Source organism: Sulfurimonas sp. C5, assembly GCF_029872055.1.
Lineage (GTDB): Bacteria > Campylobacterota > Campylobacteria > Campylobacterales > Sulfurimonadaceae > Sulfurimonas.
The window spans coordinates 157037-170161 of record NZ_JARXNQ010000004.1 but is presented as its reverse complement, the minus strand read 5'-3'; the positions used below and the strand labels follow the sequence as shown (position 1 = coordinate 170161).

17 protein-coding genes, 2 tRNA genes, 1 rRNA gene and 2 riboswitches are annotated in these 13125 nt (G+C 35.3%); of the genes, 11 read left to right on the top strand and 9 right to left on the bottom strand.

Translation table 11 applies throughout. From position 1 onward, the window contains the following. The first annotated feature begins 8 nt into the window (after positions 1–8). Together rrf and P6N22_RS08495 are read left to right on the top strand one after the other, a co-directional pair. Positions 9–124 (top strand): 5S ribosomal RNA (gene rrf / locus P6N22_RS08500). A 75-nt stretch (positions 125–199) separates the two neighbouring features. After that, positions 200–276: transfer RNA gene (locus P6N22_RS08495), tRNA-Thr, on the top strand. Here P6N22_RS08495 and aat read toward each other — a convergent pair. Genes aat through P6N22_RS08470 form a run of 5 tightly spaced genes read right to left on the bottom strand, consistent with a single transcriptional unit; the run spans position 255 to position 5026 of the window. Further along, the gene (aat, locus tag P6N22_RS08490) at positions 255–953 is read right to left on the bottom strand and encodes a leucyl/phenylalanyl-tRNA--protein transferase (RefSeq protein WP_280332028.1); all 699 of its coding nucleotides are present in this window, start codon (positions 951–953) and stop codon (positions 255–257) included. The two genes, P6N22_RS08495 and aat, sit on opposite strands and share 22 nt — an antisense overlap. Further along, entirely contained in the window at positions 934–3138 is a 2205-nt protein-coding gene (gene clpA / locus P6N22_RS08485) for an ATP-dependent Clp protease ATP-binding subunit ClpA (RefSeq protein WP_280332026.1), read from the bottom strand. The genes aat and clpA overlap by 20 nt, the downstream gene beginning before the upstream one ends. A 3-nt stretch (positions 3139–3141) precedes the next feature. Further along, positions 3142–3441, bottom strand: a complete 300-nt coding sequence (gene clpS / locus P6N22_RS08480) for an ATP-dependent Clp protease adapter ClpS (protein ID WP_280332024.1) — start codon at positions 3439–3441, stop codon at positions 3142–3144. Between the two features lie 4 nt (positions 3442–3445). Further along, the gene (locus tag P6N22_RS08475; protein WP_280332022.1) at positions 3446–4681 is read right to left on the bottom strand and encodes an aminotransferase class I/II-fold pyridoxal phosphate-dependent enzyme; all 1236 of its coding nucleotides are present in this window, start codon (positions 4679–4681) and stop codon (positions 3446–3448) included. A 12-nt stretch (positions 4682–4693) separates the two neighbouring features. Continuing rightward, positions 4694–5026: a PLP-dependent transferase gene (locus P6N22_RS08470; protein WP_280332020.1), complete on the bottom strand. Its 333-nt coding sequence runs from the start codon at positions 5024–5026 to the stop codon at positions 4694–4696. Between the two features lie 124 nt (positions 5027–5150). Here P6N22_RS08470 and P6N22_RS08465 point away from each other — a divergent pair, with 124 nt between their 5' ends. The 4 genes from P6N22_RS08465 to P6N22_RS08450 all read left to right on the top strand — a co-directional run bounded on the left by P6N22_RS08465 (position 5151) and on the right by P6N22_RS08450 (position 6124). Beyond that, entirely contained in the window at positions 5151–5378 is a 228-nt protein-coding gene (locus P6N22_RS08465) for a hypothetical protein (RefSeq protein WP_280332019.1), read from the top strand. 6 nt (positions 5379–5384) lie between these two features. Continuing rightward, positions 5385–5609 (top strand): hypothetical protein, encoded by a 225-nt coding sequence (locus P6N22_RS08460; protein ID WP_280332017.1) that lies wholly within the window; start codon positions 5385–5387, stop codon positions 5607–5609. Positions 5610–5666: 57 nt separating this feature from the next. Further along, a tRNA-Arg gene (locus P6N22_RS08455) sits at positions 5667–5743 on the top strand. Between the two features lie 171 nt (positions 5744–5914). Continuing rightward, complete coding sequence (locus tag P6N22_RS08450; RefSeq protein WP_280332015.1) at positions 5915–6124, top strand: hypothetical protein; 210 nt, start codon at positions 5915–5917, stop codon at positions 6122–6124. Positions 6125–6136: 12 nt separating this feature from the next. Here P6N22_RS08450 and P6N22_RS08445 read toward each other — a convergent pair whose 3' ends face one another. After that, positions 6137–6763, bottom strand: a complete 627-nt coding sequence (locus P6N22_RS08445) for an arylesterase (RefSeq protein ID WP_280332013.1) — start codon at positions 6761–6763, stop codon at positions 6137–6139. Between the two features lie 247 nt (positions 6764–7010). Here P6N22_RS08445 and P6N22_RS08440 point away from each other — a divergent pair, with 247 nt between their 5' ends. Genes P6N22_RS08440 through P6N22_RS08430 form a run of 3 tightly spaced genes read left to right on the top strand, consistent with a single transcriptional unit; the run spans position 7011 to position 8387 of the window. Continuing rightward, positions 7011–7784: a hypothetical protein gene (locus P6N22_RS08440; RefSeq protein WP_280332011.1), complete on the top strand. Its 774-nt coding sequence runs from the start codon at positions 7011–7013 to the stop codon at positions 7782–7784. Between the two features lie 2 nt (positions 7785–7786). Then, positions 7787–7987, top strand: a complete 201-nt coding sequence (locus tag P6N22_RS08435) for a YwbE family protein (RefSeq protein ID WP_280332009.1) — start codon at positions 7787–7789, stop codon at positions 7985–7987. A gap of 10 nt (positions 7988–7997) precedes the next feature. After that, complete coding sequence (locus tag P6N22_RS08430) at positions 7998–8387, top strand: hypothetical protein (RefSeq protein WP_280332007.1); 390 nt, start codon at positions 7998–8000, stop codon at positions 8385–8387. An 11-nt stretch (positions 8388–8398) separates the two neighbouring features. On the opposite strand, the gene P6N22_RS08425 is transcribed toward P6N22_RS08430, so the two are convergent. The 3 genes from P6N22_RS08425 to P6N22_RS08415 are packed head-to-tail and all read right to left on the bottom strand — an operon-like array spanning position 8399 to position 9921. Continuing rightward, complete coding sequence (locus P6N22_RS08425) at positions 8399–9013, bottom strand: cupin domain-containing protein (RefSeq protein ID WP_280332005.1); 615 nt, start codon at positions 9011–9013, stop codon at positions 8399–8401. Further along, positions 9006–9371 (bottom strand): hypothetical protein, encoded by a 366-nt coding sequence (locus P6N22_RS08420; protein ID WP_280332003.1) that lies wholly within the window; start codon positions 9369–9371, stop codon positions 9006–9008. The genes P6N22_RS08425 and P6N22_RS08420 overlap by 8 nt, the downstream gene beginning before the upstream one ends. Positions 9372–9417: 46 nt before the next feature. Next, positions 9418–9921 carry a J domain-containing protein gene (locus tag P6N22_RS08415; protein WP_280332001.1) on the bottom strand — a complete coding sequence of 168 codons (504 nt, stop codon included), beginning with the start codon at positions 9919–9921 and terminating at the stop codon, positions 9418–9420. A gap of 327 nt (positions 9922–10248) precedes the next feature. Beyond that, positions 10249–10348, top strand: a riboswitch (guanidine-I (ykkC/yxkD leader). Between the two features lie 51 nt (positions 10349–10399). Here P6N22_RS08415 and P6N22_RS08410 point away from each other — a divergent pair. Together P6N22_RS08410 and P6N22_RS08405 are read left to right on the top strand one after the other, a co-directional pair. Further along, a complete protein-coding gene (locus tag P6N22_RS08410; protein ID WP_280331999.1) occupies positions 10400–11668 on the top strand; it encodes a hypothetical protein in 1269 nt (422 codons plus the stop codon). 236 nt (positions 11669–11904) lie between these two features. Continuing rightward, positions 11905–12008: riboswitch (guanidine-I (ykkC/yxkD leader) on the top strand. Between the two features lie 47 nt (positions 12009–12055). Continuing rightward, a complete protein-coding gene (locus P6N22_RS08405) occupies positions 12056–13123 on the top strand; it encodes a putative urea ABC transporter substrate-binding protein (RefSeq protein ID WP_280331997.1) in 1068 nt (355 codons plus the stop codon). Positions 13124–13125 lie beyond the last annotated feature (2 nt).

Sequence of the window (13125 nt, the reverse complement as noted above, 5' to 3'; positions counted from 1 at the left end):
GATCTTGTCTAGGTGGCTATAGAGAGAGGGAAACGCCTGGCCCCATTCCGAACCCAGAAGCTAAGCCTCTCATCGCTGATAATACTGCTCTTTGCAAGAGTGGAAACGTAGGTCGCTGCCTAGTTGCAGATCAATTAATCAATTTTCTGATTCTATTGTTTTTTTAAAATTCACAATAGGATAGAAGTCTTTAAAATTTGCCGACATAGCTCAGTTGGCTAGAGCAGCTGATTTGTAATCAGCAGGCCCGGGGTTCAAATCCTCGTGTCGGCACCATTTTCAATAATTTCCCATCTATTATTTATATTTTCAAAAGCAGAGTTTTTTAATCGCATTAAAAAGTAATCACGTGCTACTTCTTTTGCACCTAAACTTTTTAGATGTTCTGTTGGTACTTGACAGTCTATAAAATCATATCCCCATATCTTTAAATGCTTAATTAATGTAGCATAAGCAGCTTTGGATGCATCATTCATATGTGCAAACATAGATTCACCACAAAATACTCTTCCAATAACAATACCATATAATCCACCAACAAGCACACCATTATAATATGTTTCTACAGAGTGGGCATATCCCATGTGAAATAGCTCAGTATATGCTTGAATTACATCATTATTAATCCAAGTACCCATTTGATCTTTTCTAGGTGTTGATGCACACTTAAGCATTACTTCCGGAAAGTTTGCATCAAATTTATATGTAAACTTTTTCATACTTTTTTTGAGTGACTTTGAAAGTTTGAAATCATCAAGTTCCATAATTAATCTTGGGTCAGTAGACCACCAAAGAATGGGATCCCCTTGAGAGTACCAAGGGAAAATACCGTTTTGATATGCACGGATTAAGCGTGAGGGATTAAGATCACCTCCCCAAGCCAAGATACCGTCTTCGTTGGCTTCTCTAGGATCTGGGAAAGCTAAGGAGAATTTATTCAGCTCCGGAATCATTAACTTCCAGTTCTGTAAAGTTTAACTCTAATGAGTCTTCATTTACTGTAACAGATACACTACCACCTTTTTGGAGTTTACCAAATAGTATCTCGTCACTTAGTTTATTTGTAATATTGTCTTGAATATATCGTTTAAGTGGTCTAGCACCCATCTCTTTAGAGTATGCAGTTTTAGCAATATACTCTTTTGCTTTTTCATCGATTAAGACAGTGATTTTTTTCTTTTTAAGATCATTGTTCAAATCACCAATAAATTTATTAACAATCCCTTCTACAATCTCTTGTGTAAGTTGTTTGAACTCTACAATTGCATCAAGTCTATTTCTAAATTCAGGGGCAAAGAAAGATTTTAGCTCTTCATCTTTTGAGAGAGATTCATCTTTATTAAAGCCCATTACAGCTCTTGAACTTGCCGTAATATTTGAGGTCATAATTAAAATAACATTTTGAAAGTTTGCTTTATATCCATTATTGTCAGTAAGCGTAGCTGTATCCATAATCTGTAAAAGGATATTTAATAGATCAGGATGTGCTTTTTCAACTTCATCAAGTAATAGCACACAATATGGATGCTTTTTAATAGCTTCAGTGAGTAATCCTCCTTGTTCATATCCTACATAGCCTGGAGGTGCACCAACTAAGCGAGATAGCGCATGTTTCTCCATATATTCACTCATATCAATTTTTTCGTAGTGAATGCCAAGAATTTGACTGAGTGAAAGTGCAAGTTCTGTTTTACCTACACCTGTAGGACCTGAGAATAAGAATGAGGCAATAGGTTTGTTTTCTGGAGTTAAACCAGCTTTAGATATTTTAATTGCTTGAGAGACAATTTCAATAGCTTTATCTTGTCCGATAACTCTTGATTTTAGTTGATCTGCAAGATCTTGTAGAAGCGATAGGTCATCTTCTTTCATATGTGTATCTGCAATACCTACCATTTTAGTAATGGTTTTTTGTATATCTTTTGCACTTACTTTAGTTTTATGTGCTTTTTTAAGATGAAATGATGCTGCTGTTTCATCAATCAAGTCAATCGCTTTATCAGGTAAGAATCTATCTGTAATATATCTTTTTGAGAGGTCTACGGCAGTTTTAAGTGCCTTATTCGTATATGAAACATTATGGTGTTGTTCATATTTAGATTTTAAACCTTTTAAGATACGGTAGCTAATTTCAGTTGAAGGCTCATTTACATCAACTTTAGAAAATCTACGGCTAAGCGCTTTGTCCTTTTCAAAACCGTTTCTGTACTCTGCAAATGTTGTAGCACCCATACATTTGATCTCTCCAGAAGCCAGTGCTGGTTTTAGCTGATTTGCAGCATCCATGGTACCGCTTGTACTTCCTGCACCAATTAGTGTGTGAATCTCATCTATAAATAAAATAGCTTTTGGTTTTTTCTTGAGTTCATCCATAACGGCTTTTAGACGTTTTTCAAAATCACCTCTGTATTTAGTACCTGCGAGTAAAGCCCCAAGATCGAGTGCATAAAGTTCAGAATTAAGAAGGAGCTCTGGAACTTTATCGGCAGCGATGTTTAATGCTAATCCTTCAGCAATAGCTGTTTTACCAACACCTGGTTCACCAACTAATATAGGATTGTTCTTTTTACGACGGCAGAGGATCTGTGTTACTCTTTGAATCTCATCATCTCTGCCAATTACAGGGTCTATTTTTCCCTCTTTGGCTTTTTTGATAAGGTTAATTGAATATTTATCTAGTGGTGATTGTTTTTCATCAGCTTCTTGTTCTAAATCCGTGTTGTGTGAGATGAATTCTAAAATATCAAGTCTTGAGATATTGTAATGTTCCAGCAACATGTATGAAAAACTATTTTCCTCTTCATACAAAGCAGCTATTAAATCACCTACATCAGCACTCATTTGTCCCGCAGACTGGATGTGTCTGACCATTTTATCGATCAGGCGAGAAAGGGCAACACTTTCATAAGGTTCTTGATCAATGTTTTCAGGAAGCTCTTCAATATTGTCTTGGATATAATTTGCCAATGAAGTTTTCATGTTTGAAACATCCCCACCGCATGATTCAATGATATAAGAACCTTCAGGTGAAGATAAAAGAAGATAAAACACATGTTCTATCGTTAAATACTCGTGACGAGATCTCTTTGCATAAAGTATAGATTTTTGAAATATATCATTTAGGGTAGGGCTAATCATGGTTTATTCCTCTTCCATAGTAGCTTTTAGCGGAAAACCGTGGTCTTTTGCTTTTGATAACACCTGCATAACTTTTGTTTCCGCAATTTCATGTGTATAAACACCACACATACCACGTCCTTTTTTATGTACTTCTAACATGATATCTTGCGCTTGTTCATATGTTTTATGAAAAATACCAATCAAGATGTCAACTACGAAATCCATAGTAGTATAGTCGTCATTTAAAAGATAGACTTTATACTTTTTAGGATATTTTAGTTTAAGATCCTCTGAAACTTCGTATTTTGTTTCTGTTGCCATAGCTTTACTCCGCTGCGTTTAAGAAGTCTTCAATAATATCTTGTGGATTTTCCAATCCGATTGAAACACGGATAAGACCATTGGTAATTCCCAAAAACTTTCTTTCATCTTCGTTAAAATCACTATAAATTGTTGATGCCATATGTAATGCTAATGTACGGCTGTCTCCAATATTTGCAGTTATAGTTGCAAGTTTCGTTCTATTTAAAAACTCATATGCTTTTTCCTGCGTGCCCATATCAATTGTCAGTAGTGTTCCACAACCGTTTGAAAAGTCACTTTTGTAACGTTCATGGTGTGGATGAGACTCTAAGCACGGATGGTTGATATTTAAACCTTTTTCACTTAATGCTTTTGCGATCACTTCAACACTGTTTACAATTCTTGGAACTCTTAATGCCAATGTTTCCATACCTAACATTGTTTGATACGAGGCATGTGCATTTGCACTCATTCCGAAATCTCTTAGTGCTCTTTTTTTCGCATTTGGGATAAGTGCCATTTTCCCCATCCCTTTGATGAATTTAGCCATAAAAGTATATCTTTCAGATTTGAACTTGTCATCACCTTCATTAATAGCACGAAATACTGCACAACCGCCAAGTGCCGAAGCATTACCAGAGATAATTTTTGTAGTCGAATAAACAGCAATATCTGCACCTAATTCTAAAGGCTTAATGCTAAGAGGTGTTATTGTATTGTCAACTATTAATGCAACTCCAGCTTCATTGGCAATTTGCGCAATAGCTTTTATGTCCGGAAGTCTCATATTTGGATTTCCGACACTTTCTAAGAAGATGATTTTTGTATTTGAAGTGATAGCTGCTTTAATAGCATCGAGCTCATCTACATCGAAAAAGCTTGTTTTGATTCCAAATCTTGCAGTTGTTTCAGTGAAAAACGAGTATGTTCCGCCAAATAGTCCACCGACACTTATAACTTCATCGCCGCTAGCAAGTAAGCTCATAACACTTAAAGTGATTGCACCCATACCTGAACTAGTAGCTACTGCACCAACACCTCCGTCCATCATTGCCATGAGTGATTCTAGTTTTGCAGTTGTCGGGTTACCCACACGAGAATATAAAGGTTTTTTAACACTACCGTTAAATATCCCCTCCGCTGTTTCACAATCACCGTAAGCAAATGATGCTGAAGACGTTATTGTCGGTGAGATTGCTCCCTCTTTAGAACCAACCTCTTGAACAAATTGAGTACAATACTTTTCAAAGTTATCCATATTATCTAATACCTATGTCNCAAATAGTCCACCGACACTTATAACTTCATCGCCGCTAGCAAGTAAGCTCATAACACTTAAAGTGATTGCACCCATACCTGAACTAGTAGCTACTGCACCAACACCTCCGTCCATCATTGCCATGAGTGATTCTAGTTTTGCAGTTGTCGGGTTACCCACACGAGAATATAAAGGTTTTTTAACACTACCGTTAAATATCCCCTCCGCTGTTTCACAATCACCGTAAGCAAATGATGCTGAAGACGTTATTGTCGGTGAGATTGCTCCCTCTTTAGAACCAACCTCTTGAACAAATTGAGTACAATACTTTTCAAAGTTATCCATATTATCTAATACCTATGTCGTTAATTTTATAAATTATATCTAATTAGATATAAAAAATATCTCATTGTATTGATTTATGATAGAATTACAGGAATATAAAAGATACAGAAAGTTAGGATAGAAAATGCAGGAAAAAACTTCTTTAGAACTATTAAGTGCGAAGGTTTCAGAGATATTACAACAAGTTTATAACCTTAAAGAAGAAAATGAAGTTTTAAGAAATGAAGTAGTGACTCTTAAAGCAGAACGTGAAATTAAAGATCAAGAGATTGAGAAATTAACATCACTCAACGCGGAAAAAGATCAAGAGATCGAAGAGATAGTTGCTAAAATAGAAAGTATACTGGACTAATATTTAATGAGTAAAAAAATAGGCTTACATATTGGAGGCAGAAGATTTGACGTAGATGTGGAAGACGAATTTGCCACATTTTTACAGTCACAAATGCAAAGAGATTTTAATTGTGACGGTAACAATGATGCCAAAACAATGCTGCAAGCTTATGTAAGACAAACATATGAAATTTTTACTCAAAATAAGAAAATAGACGAAATAGTAAAAAAAATAGATAAAGAGGATTAGATTTTATAAAACTCTAAGGAAAAGGTGCTATAATTTCAGCCTCCTTTAAATGGATGTGCGCTCGTAGCTCAGCTGGATAGAGCACCGGTTTGCGGTACCGGCGGTCAGGAGTTCGAATCTCTTCGGGCGCACCATGTTAAACTTCATTAAATATATAATCAAAAATACAAATAAATAACATTGTTACAATAGATTACATTTTTACAAAACTGTGGTCATTCTTACTAAAAATTTTCCATATCGTCAAATTTGCTAATTAGTTGTTGATTTAAATATAATACATAAAAAAATAAATGGTATAAAAAATGGCGAAGAAAAAACAAAAAAGTATAGAACTTAAAAATCAAAACATCACTTTTAGTATTGAAAACAGAGATTTCGAAGTGATTCGCTTTTACCCTTCAAAAATGACCTTGGATGTAATGATTTTTGAAGACAATATCAAACAAGGTATGCAAGAGTTTCCTTTTGCACACCTTCCTCGCAATATAAAAAAGCTGGTTAGCCCAAACTAAGAAAGACTGGGGTTACTTTAGTAGTCCTTCATCCGATAAAATCTTATAAAAACGTTCAGCAATAACTTTATAGCCTTTATCATTAGGGTGGATAGTGTCACTTTTGAGTTGGTTCTTTCCCAAAACATCACTGAGTACGTCCTCAGCAAACATAAGTTTATACTCATCTGCAAGAACTTCATATAGTGACAGTGGAGACAAGCCTAATAAACCAAAGTTAGGAACAGCGACAAGTAGTACTTCAGCACCATTATTTTGAGCTAGAACTATCATTTGACGAAGGTTCTCTTGTAGCTGATGTATCGATTTTTTTCGTAATATATCATTACCTCCGTGACAAAGTATGACGACTTGAGGTTTATATTGTTGAAGTAACTCTGGAAGCCGCTTTAAACCATCAGCAGAAACCTCTCCAGATATACCTGCATTAATCACCTTTATACCACTAAGACGTTGCAGTTGTGAAGGATAGTCTTTGCCACTAGATGCTCCGTATCCGGCAGTCAAGCTGTCACCAAAAGCAAGGATAGTCGATTCTTTTGATAAAGGTTGTTTATCTGTATCATCTCCGTTTTTTACAAAGATCATCAGTATTATTAAAAGTACTAAGGGAAAAAAGAGAAGACGGATAATATTCATGTGACTTTAGATCTCCTTGTACGTGTCTGTATAGATTATATAATAATTATTCAAAAATTGAATTAGCTAAAATTTATAGGTTGTGGCATAAGTCGTTTTACGGTTGTTTCATGAGAATCCAGCTATAATTCCATACTCGTTTGTATCTGCCCGAGATATTTTTTTAAGGACATCTATGTTATCTTCTATTACCATCAAGCGCAACAATCACTGGCTATACCATTGTGAACCTGCACGCAAGCAAGAAATGTTGACACAGCTCATTTCTCATTATGCCGATAAGTCTATTCTTATTGCCGTTTCACATAAGGAAAATCTCTCGCTCGAAAGTGCTGAAAACATTACCGTCATGACCGATGATGAAATAGATGCACAACAATTCGATCTTGTCATTCATGCTGATCTTCCTGCAAAAGCTTCACAATACATTAAGCGTTTGTCATGTGCCAAAGAGCTTTCAATTGGGCTGCTGCTTCAAGAAGAATCACAACTGCTTTACCAGATCGAAACCTTGTTAGGTCGTACTATCCCGCAAAAATATTTAGAGGGCTTTGAACCAGTTAAAACTGTTCAAAAAGAGTTTCCAAAGCAAAATGACCGTCCTTCCAAAAACCGCTCGGAATATAATCAAAAACAACGCCATGAAAAGAAAAAATTTGGCAAACCTGCAGATCCTGATAAACGTCGTCAGCGTAATCATCATAAAGACGGAACAGTCCGTACTGAAGAAGAACGTGCAGAGTATCAGTCTCGCCGTACTCAATCGGGAAAAAAGCACAAATTCAACCATGACAAAAAAGCCACGGATGAGAAAAGTAGCAGAAAGCCTTTTAGCGATAAGAAAAAGTATGATAGAAAAGAAGGTTCTGAGAGTGAGTATAAAAATAGAAAACCGTTTGACAAAAAGCGTGACAGTGACAACAAGAAGAACGACCGTAATTCCGACAATAAAGTTACAGAACCGAAGAGAAAGCCACGTACATTTCAGATAAAAGCTTCAAAAAAAGATGGTGATAAATAAGAATGGATGGGAAAAGAAGAGCAGATATAAAACCAGGTTCTAAGGTCAGTATAGTTTTAAAGCAGGACCAAAGAAGTGGTAAATTAACGGAAGGGATCGTAAAAGATATCCTTACAAATTCTGCAATACATCCTCACGGTATCAAAGTCAGATTAACCAGTGGGGATATTGGAAGAGTCAAAGTAATACATTCAATAGATTAGGTTGTAAATAATGAGTATATTCGCTTTACAATCACCGGCAGGTGGTTTTTTAGATGAAGATCTTAAACATTTTAATAAAAAATTTGATGACTGGTGTGTTCAGTGTGAGACTTTTGAAGATGCTGAGGTACTGGCAGAGAGCCTAAGAAAAAGAAACAGCGTAGAGATCATTGAAATTACACCTTTAAGTTATCCACAATACTTTTTTCCGACACTTCAAGGGAATATTCATGCAACACGTCAAATAGGAGAGAAGATCATCTGCATTGTTGAACCGTATATGGGTTCAAGCTTTCGTATAGCAGTTTGTGATCTAAACACAAAAAAAGTAAGACTTACAAATACAAAATACAAAAGTGTTCTCAGTGTTGAAGGTGCATTTGCTAATTTTAGTGAGTAAAAACTTCTAAATTACAAGTGCCCCGTTTTAACAAAAATTATAGTTTCTTCATCTACATAAGGGTAGTGTTCACTTAAATGGGGGCTTCTTATCCAGGAACCCTCTGGATATTTTCCATGTTCATCCATAAAAGTGCCTTGTAAGACAAAAATTTCCTCTCCACCCCAATGTTTATGAGGGATAAATCTTTCATTTTTAGGCCATTTTACTAAGGCTGTTTGGATATCTAGCGGGAGTACTTCTAAATTTCCTTGTCCGGGCAGCCATTCAGAAGCAGATGTGTCAATGATGATTTGTTGATCATTTTTAGAGTAATTGGTTTTTCTAAAGATTGTACATCCTGTTGTAGTGTTGACAAAAGATTCATCTTCTTTTGGCAGATGTAAATAGCTCCCTTTACCAAACTTTCCAAATTCATTAATGTAAGTTCCCTCTAAAACAAATATTTCTACATTGTTGATTTGAGAATTTTCATTTACTTTCGAGTACTCTTCCATTTTAACTAAAGCTGTCTCTTCTTCCATATTGAAAGAGAGTGTTTTTTTGAAAATACCTTTTTGTTCGGTTTTTTCCCATTCTATAGTTGCTGTATTAATTAAAGCCCGTTTATCGTAGTCACTATTCATTTGTGTTTTCTTTTTCTTCTAAAGACTCTTTTTTATTGAAAACTGTAAACAGATTGTAGATACTCTTGATAAGATATGATATAAAAACTACACATATACTAAATAGCAGCGTTAAAACAGTTAATGTAAGTACTATTGTTATAAATCTCGGATTATCGGTGTAGAAGGTAACAAGCTCATAAATTTCTTTATAAATGAAAGCTGAAAATTGATACTGCATAATTTTTGAATGTAAATAACCTACGGAGACTACAATAGCTCCGATCCATGTCCATAGTAGTAAACCGCCCACTAGAGGAACTATGATAACAGTGCTTAAAAATTTCCCTATAGAACTCTCTTTATACTCTTTTTTCATGACGTATCCTGACCTTATTTAATAAGTTAGTGTTAAATATTATATCTTAAACTAGATTCCATTTGAGTAAGAGGTCACGAGCGTTTGTAAGATGGATAAACTCTTGATGACTACCACCGTGATCAGGATGTTTCTGTTTTGCAAGACGACGATATGCAGATTTGATTTGTGACGTCTCAAGTTTTCCTGTTAAAGGAAGTTCCAACAGTATTCTCATCTCTTTTTCATCTCTTTTTTCAAAACTACCAAAACTTCTTTGTCTACTGCGATTGTATATATTGATCTCTTCATAGAGCTCTTGCTGTTTTTTCAAAGCTGCTTCTAAAAACTTTTGTCGTTTTTCATGCCATATTTGCATAGAGATTACCTGACATGCGGCAAAATTGATTTCACCGCTTCTTTCAAGTTCTTCTAGATCAAAAGGACCTACCATCTCATAGGGTTCTTCAAGCCAAGCTTGGTGACCATTGTGAGAAGATTCAACATGACCAATAGTTACAAAGTCACGAATCCCTAAAGCACTATTATAGATGATCCATTGTGTTTGCATTATCGATCTCCTTTCTTATATTCTTAAAAAGATACATACATAATATATACCAATGAAATTTATTACTGATATTCACTGATCAGTTTCATAATTAGGAATAAGCTGAAAAGTTTACATAATATATAAAAGATATTTATTTAGGCATTGATACTACGTAGTTAGGAGATATATTACTAGTTTATCATCACAATATTTTGATAGTTAAAAGAGAGTGTTGATTAAAATTTAATCATTTTTATGAATGATTAACTATCTATATACTATATCATGCTAATTACAAAACATGACTTGAGATATAAGGTTATTATATTTTTTTAGCTTTATAAATTAATAGATTACTAGGGTTCCGACAAATTTTTGTGACTGGACCGAGAGTTATCGACCTTAATTAAATAAGGTTACACGGAGGGATAAAAGCCCGGGAGACTAAAAATCTCTTGCAGTGTTTTAAAAATTTTTTATGAGTCGAGGAGACAAGATGAAAGTAAATAAAATAAGTTTAGCGGCAGCATTAATTTTAGGAGCAAATTTATATGCTATAGATAATATCAACGTTAATGGTAGTGCAAGCCTTTTCTATGGTTCTGATGCTACAACTGTAAAAAATGCACCAAATCAAAAGATGTTTGATAAAGATGCAAGTTATGCTGATCTTGGTGTAACTCTTGGTGCTACAGCAGATCTTACTACAGGTATCTCTGCAGGTGTAGAATTTCAGGGAGTTTCTACACTTGGTTTAGAAAACAATCTTGTGAGCAATGTATGGTCAGGTGCTCATACTGCAACTGCTAATGGTAGTTCTTATGGTGCTAAGGTAGATAATGCAGCTTTCTTCTCAGAAGCATGGATTGCAGCTACACTAGGTAAAACAACTGTAAAATTAGGACGTCAAGCAATCGATACGCCACTTGCATTTACAGAAACATGGAATATCACTACAAATACTTTTGAAGGTGCGGTAGTTATCAACGAAGATATTCCAAATACTCAAGTGATCGGTGCATGGATTGGTAATTCAAACGGTACGGGTGATGACGATAACATTGCTAACAATATCGGTAATGTTACATCTGTAGATGGAAAGTTCTATACATTCGGTACTGATGGTGCTTATGCAGCAGGTATTATCAATAACTCTTTTGCTCCTTTAACGGCAAAAGCATGGTACTATAATGTTACACATCTTGCTGAAGCATACTGGTTACAAGCTGATCTAGAAATGGACGGTATCCTTGCTGGTGCTCAATATGTAAATATTAACCCTGAAGCTTCAGGTTCTAAAAATGACTCTGCATACGGTTTAATGCTTGGTTATTCAATGAAAGATTTAGGTACTGTTAAAGTTGCTTATTCTTCTGTAGATAACGAAGGAACATTTGGTGTATCTAACCTTGCAACTCGTGGACAATCATCAGGTGCTCAATCTCAACTGTATACTGAAATGTGGTGGTGGTATGGTACTGTAAGTCAAACAGGTGCTGATACTATCGCTATTTCTGCAGAAACAACGGTAGCAGACATTGATCTTTTCTTAGGTTACTATACTTGTGATATCAAGCCTAAAGGGATTACTTTCGGTACTAACGATAGTGTAGATGAAATTGCTTTTACTGCTAGTAAATCTTTTGGTCCATTAGACACAACTTTTGCACTTATTCATGATATGTTCGGTTATAAAGGTGGAACTTCAACTGGAGATATGGAAGATCTAACTTCGTTCCAAGCGTATTTAACTTACAATTTCTAATCAAATTTCAATTTCTAGGCTTTCTCAGTCCGAGAAAGCTTCTCCTTTAAAGCAAATATCTCATAAGCCCTCTTTCTATAAGAGGGCTTTACTACTCTCAAAAATCATCAAAAAATAAATTTTCAATATTTTTTATAATTGATTAAAATTTAATCATATTGCTGGTGCACGAATGAACCGTTTCTGGTACAATTATCTGTAGAAAACATGACATGAGGTTGAAAGACCTTAACCAAACAACAGATGACTAGGGTTCCGGCAAATTACTTTGTGACTGGTCCGAGAGTTATCGGCTTCTCGAATAATAGAAGTTACACGGAGGGATAAAAGCCCGGGAGGTTTGAAACCTCTTGCCGTGTTTAATTTAAATTTATTCAGGAGTCTCTAATGAAGCCTTTCTTTAAATCTACATCAAAACTATTAGTTGCCGCAACACTTGTAATGGGGCTAGGTGCATCATCGCTTATGGCAGAAGTAAAGAACAAGTTTACAGTTTCGTGGACTATTTATGTCGGTTGGATGCCATGGGATTATGCTCAGCAAAAAGGCATTGTTGACAAATGGGCTAAAAAATACGGTATCGAAATTGAACTTGTACAAGTAAACGATTATATAGAATCAATCAATCAATATACTAACGGAAAATTTGACGGTTGTCTTATGACAAATATGGATGCTTTAACTATTCCAGCTGCAGGAGGAGTTGATTCGACAGCAGTAATTATGGGTGACTTTTCAAATGGAAATGACGGAATCATCCTTAAAGGGAAAAAGAGTTTAGCTGACATTAAAGGTCAAAATGTAAACCTTGTTGAACTTTCTGTTTCTCATTACCTTTTAGCACGTGGTTTAGAGAGTATTGGAATGAGTGAGCGTGATGTTAAAGTTGTAAATACATCTGATGCAGATATCGTTGCAGCTTATTCATCTGCAGATGTAACATCATTAGTGACTTGGAATCCTCAGTTAAGTGAGATTATGAGCAAAAAAGATGCAAACCTTGTATTTGATTCAAGCAAAATTCCGGGTGAAATCATCGATATGCTAGTTGTAAACTCTGAAACATTAAAAGATAATCCAAAGTTAGCAAAAGCTTTAACAGGTGCATGGTTTGAAGTTATGGCTCTTATGAAAAAAGGTGATACGAAAGCGTTAACTTTTATGGCTGAAGCATCGGGTACAGATCTGGCAGGATATAAAAGTCAATTGAACTCTACAAAAATGTTTTACGATGCAAGTGAAGCTGTAGAGTTTGCAGACAGCGATGCATTACCAAATACAATGAAAAAAGTGAGTGAGTTCTCATTTGAACACGGTATTCTTGGAGAAGGTGCACCAAATGCAGAATTCATCGGTATGGAGTTTCCTAACGGAAAAACATTCGGTGACCCAAGCAACATTAAATTACGTTTCACAGATACTTATGTAAAAATGGCTGCAGAAGGGAAACTGTAAGG

Excerpts from the sequence above, each read along its gene's own strand:
- aat (WP_280332028.1), bottom strand. The coding sequence starts at position 953 with ATGATTCCGGAGCTGAATAAATTCTCCTTAGCTTTCCCAGATCCTAGA.
- clpA (WP_280332026.1), bottom strand. The coding sequence starts at position 3,138 with ATGATTAGCCCTACCCTAAATGATATATTTCAAAAATCTATACTTTAT.
- clpS (WP_280332024.1), bottom strand. The coding sequence starts at position 3,441 with ATGGCAACAGAAACAAAATACGAAGTTTCAGAGGATCTTAAACTAAAA.
- P6N22_RS08475 (WP_280332022.1), bottom strand. The coding sequence starts at position 4,681 with ATGGATAACTTTGAAAAGTATTGTACTCAATTTGTTCAAGAGGTTGGT.
- P6N22_RS08465 (WP_280332019.1), top strand. The coding sequence starts at position 5,151 with ATGCAGGAAAAAACTTCTTTAGAACTATTAAGTGCGAAGGTTTCAGAG.
- P6N22_RS08460 (WP_280332017.1), top strand. The coding sequence starts at position 5,385 with ATGAGTAAAAAAATAGGCTTACATATTGGAGGCAGAAGATTTGACGTA.
- P6N22_RS08450 (WP_280332015.1), top strand. The coding sequence starts at position 5,915 with ATGGCGAAGAAAAAACAAAAAAGTATAGAACTTAAAAATCAAAACATC.
- P6N22_RS08445 (WP_280332013.1), bottom strand. The coding sequence starts at position 6,763 with ATGAATATTATCCGTCTTCTCTTTTTTCCCTTAGTACTTTTAATAATA.
- P6N22_RS08440 (WP_280332011.1), top strand. The coding sequence starts at position 7,011 with ATGTTGACACAGCTCATTTCTCATTATGCCGATAAGTCTATTCTTATT.
- P6N22_RS08435 (WP_280332009.1), top strand. The coding sequence starts at position 7,787 with ATGGATGGGAAAAGAAGAGCAGATATAAAACCAGGTTCTAAGGTCAGT.
- P6N22_RS08430 (WP_280332007.1), top strand. The coding sequence starts at position 7,998 with ATGAGTATATTCGCTTTACAATCACCGGCAGGTGGTTTTTTAGATGAA.
- P6N22_RS08425 (WP_280332005.1), bottom strand. The coding sequence starts at position 9,013 with ATGAATAGTGACTACGATAAACGGGCTTTAATTAATACAGCAACTATA.
- P6N22_RS08420 (WP_280332003.1), bottom strand. The coding sequence starts at position 9,371 with ATGAAAAAAGAGTATAAAGAGAGTTCTATAGGGAAATTTTTAAGCACT.
- P6N22_RS08415 (WP_280332001.1), bottom strand. The coding sequence starts at position 9,921 with ATGCAAACACAATGGATCATCTATAATAGTGCTTTAGGGATTCGTGAC.
- P6N22_RS08410 (WP_280331999.1), top strand. The coding sequence starts at position 10,400 with ATGAAAGTAAATAAAATAAGTTTAGCGGCAGCATTAATTTTAGGAGCA.
- P6N22_RS08405 (WP_280331997.1), top strand. The coding sequence starts at position 12,056 with ATGAAGCCTTTCTTTAAATCTACATCAAAACTATTAGTTGCCGCAACA.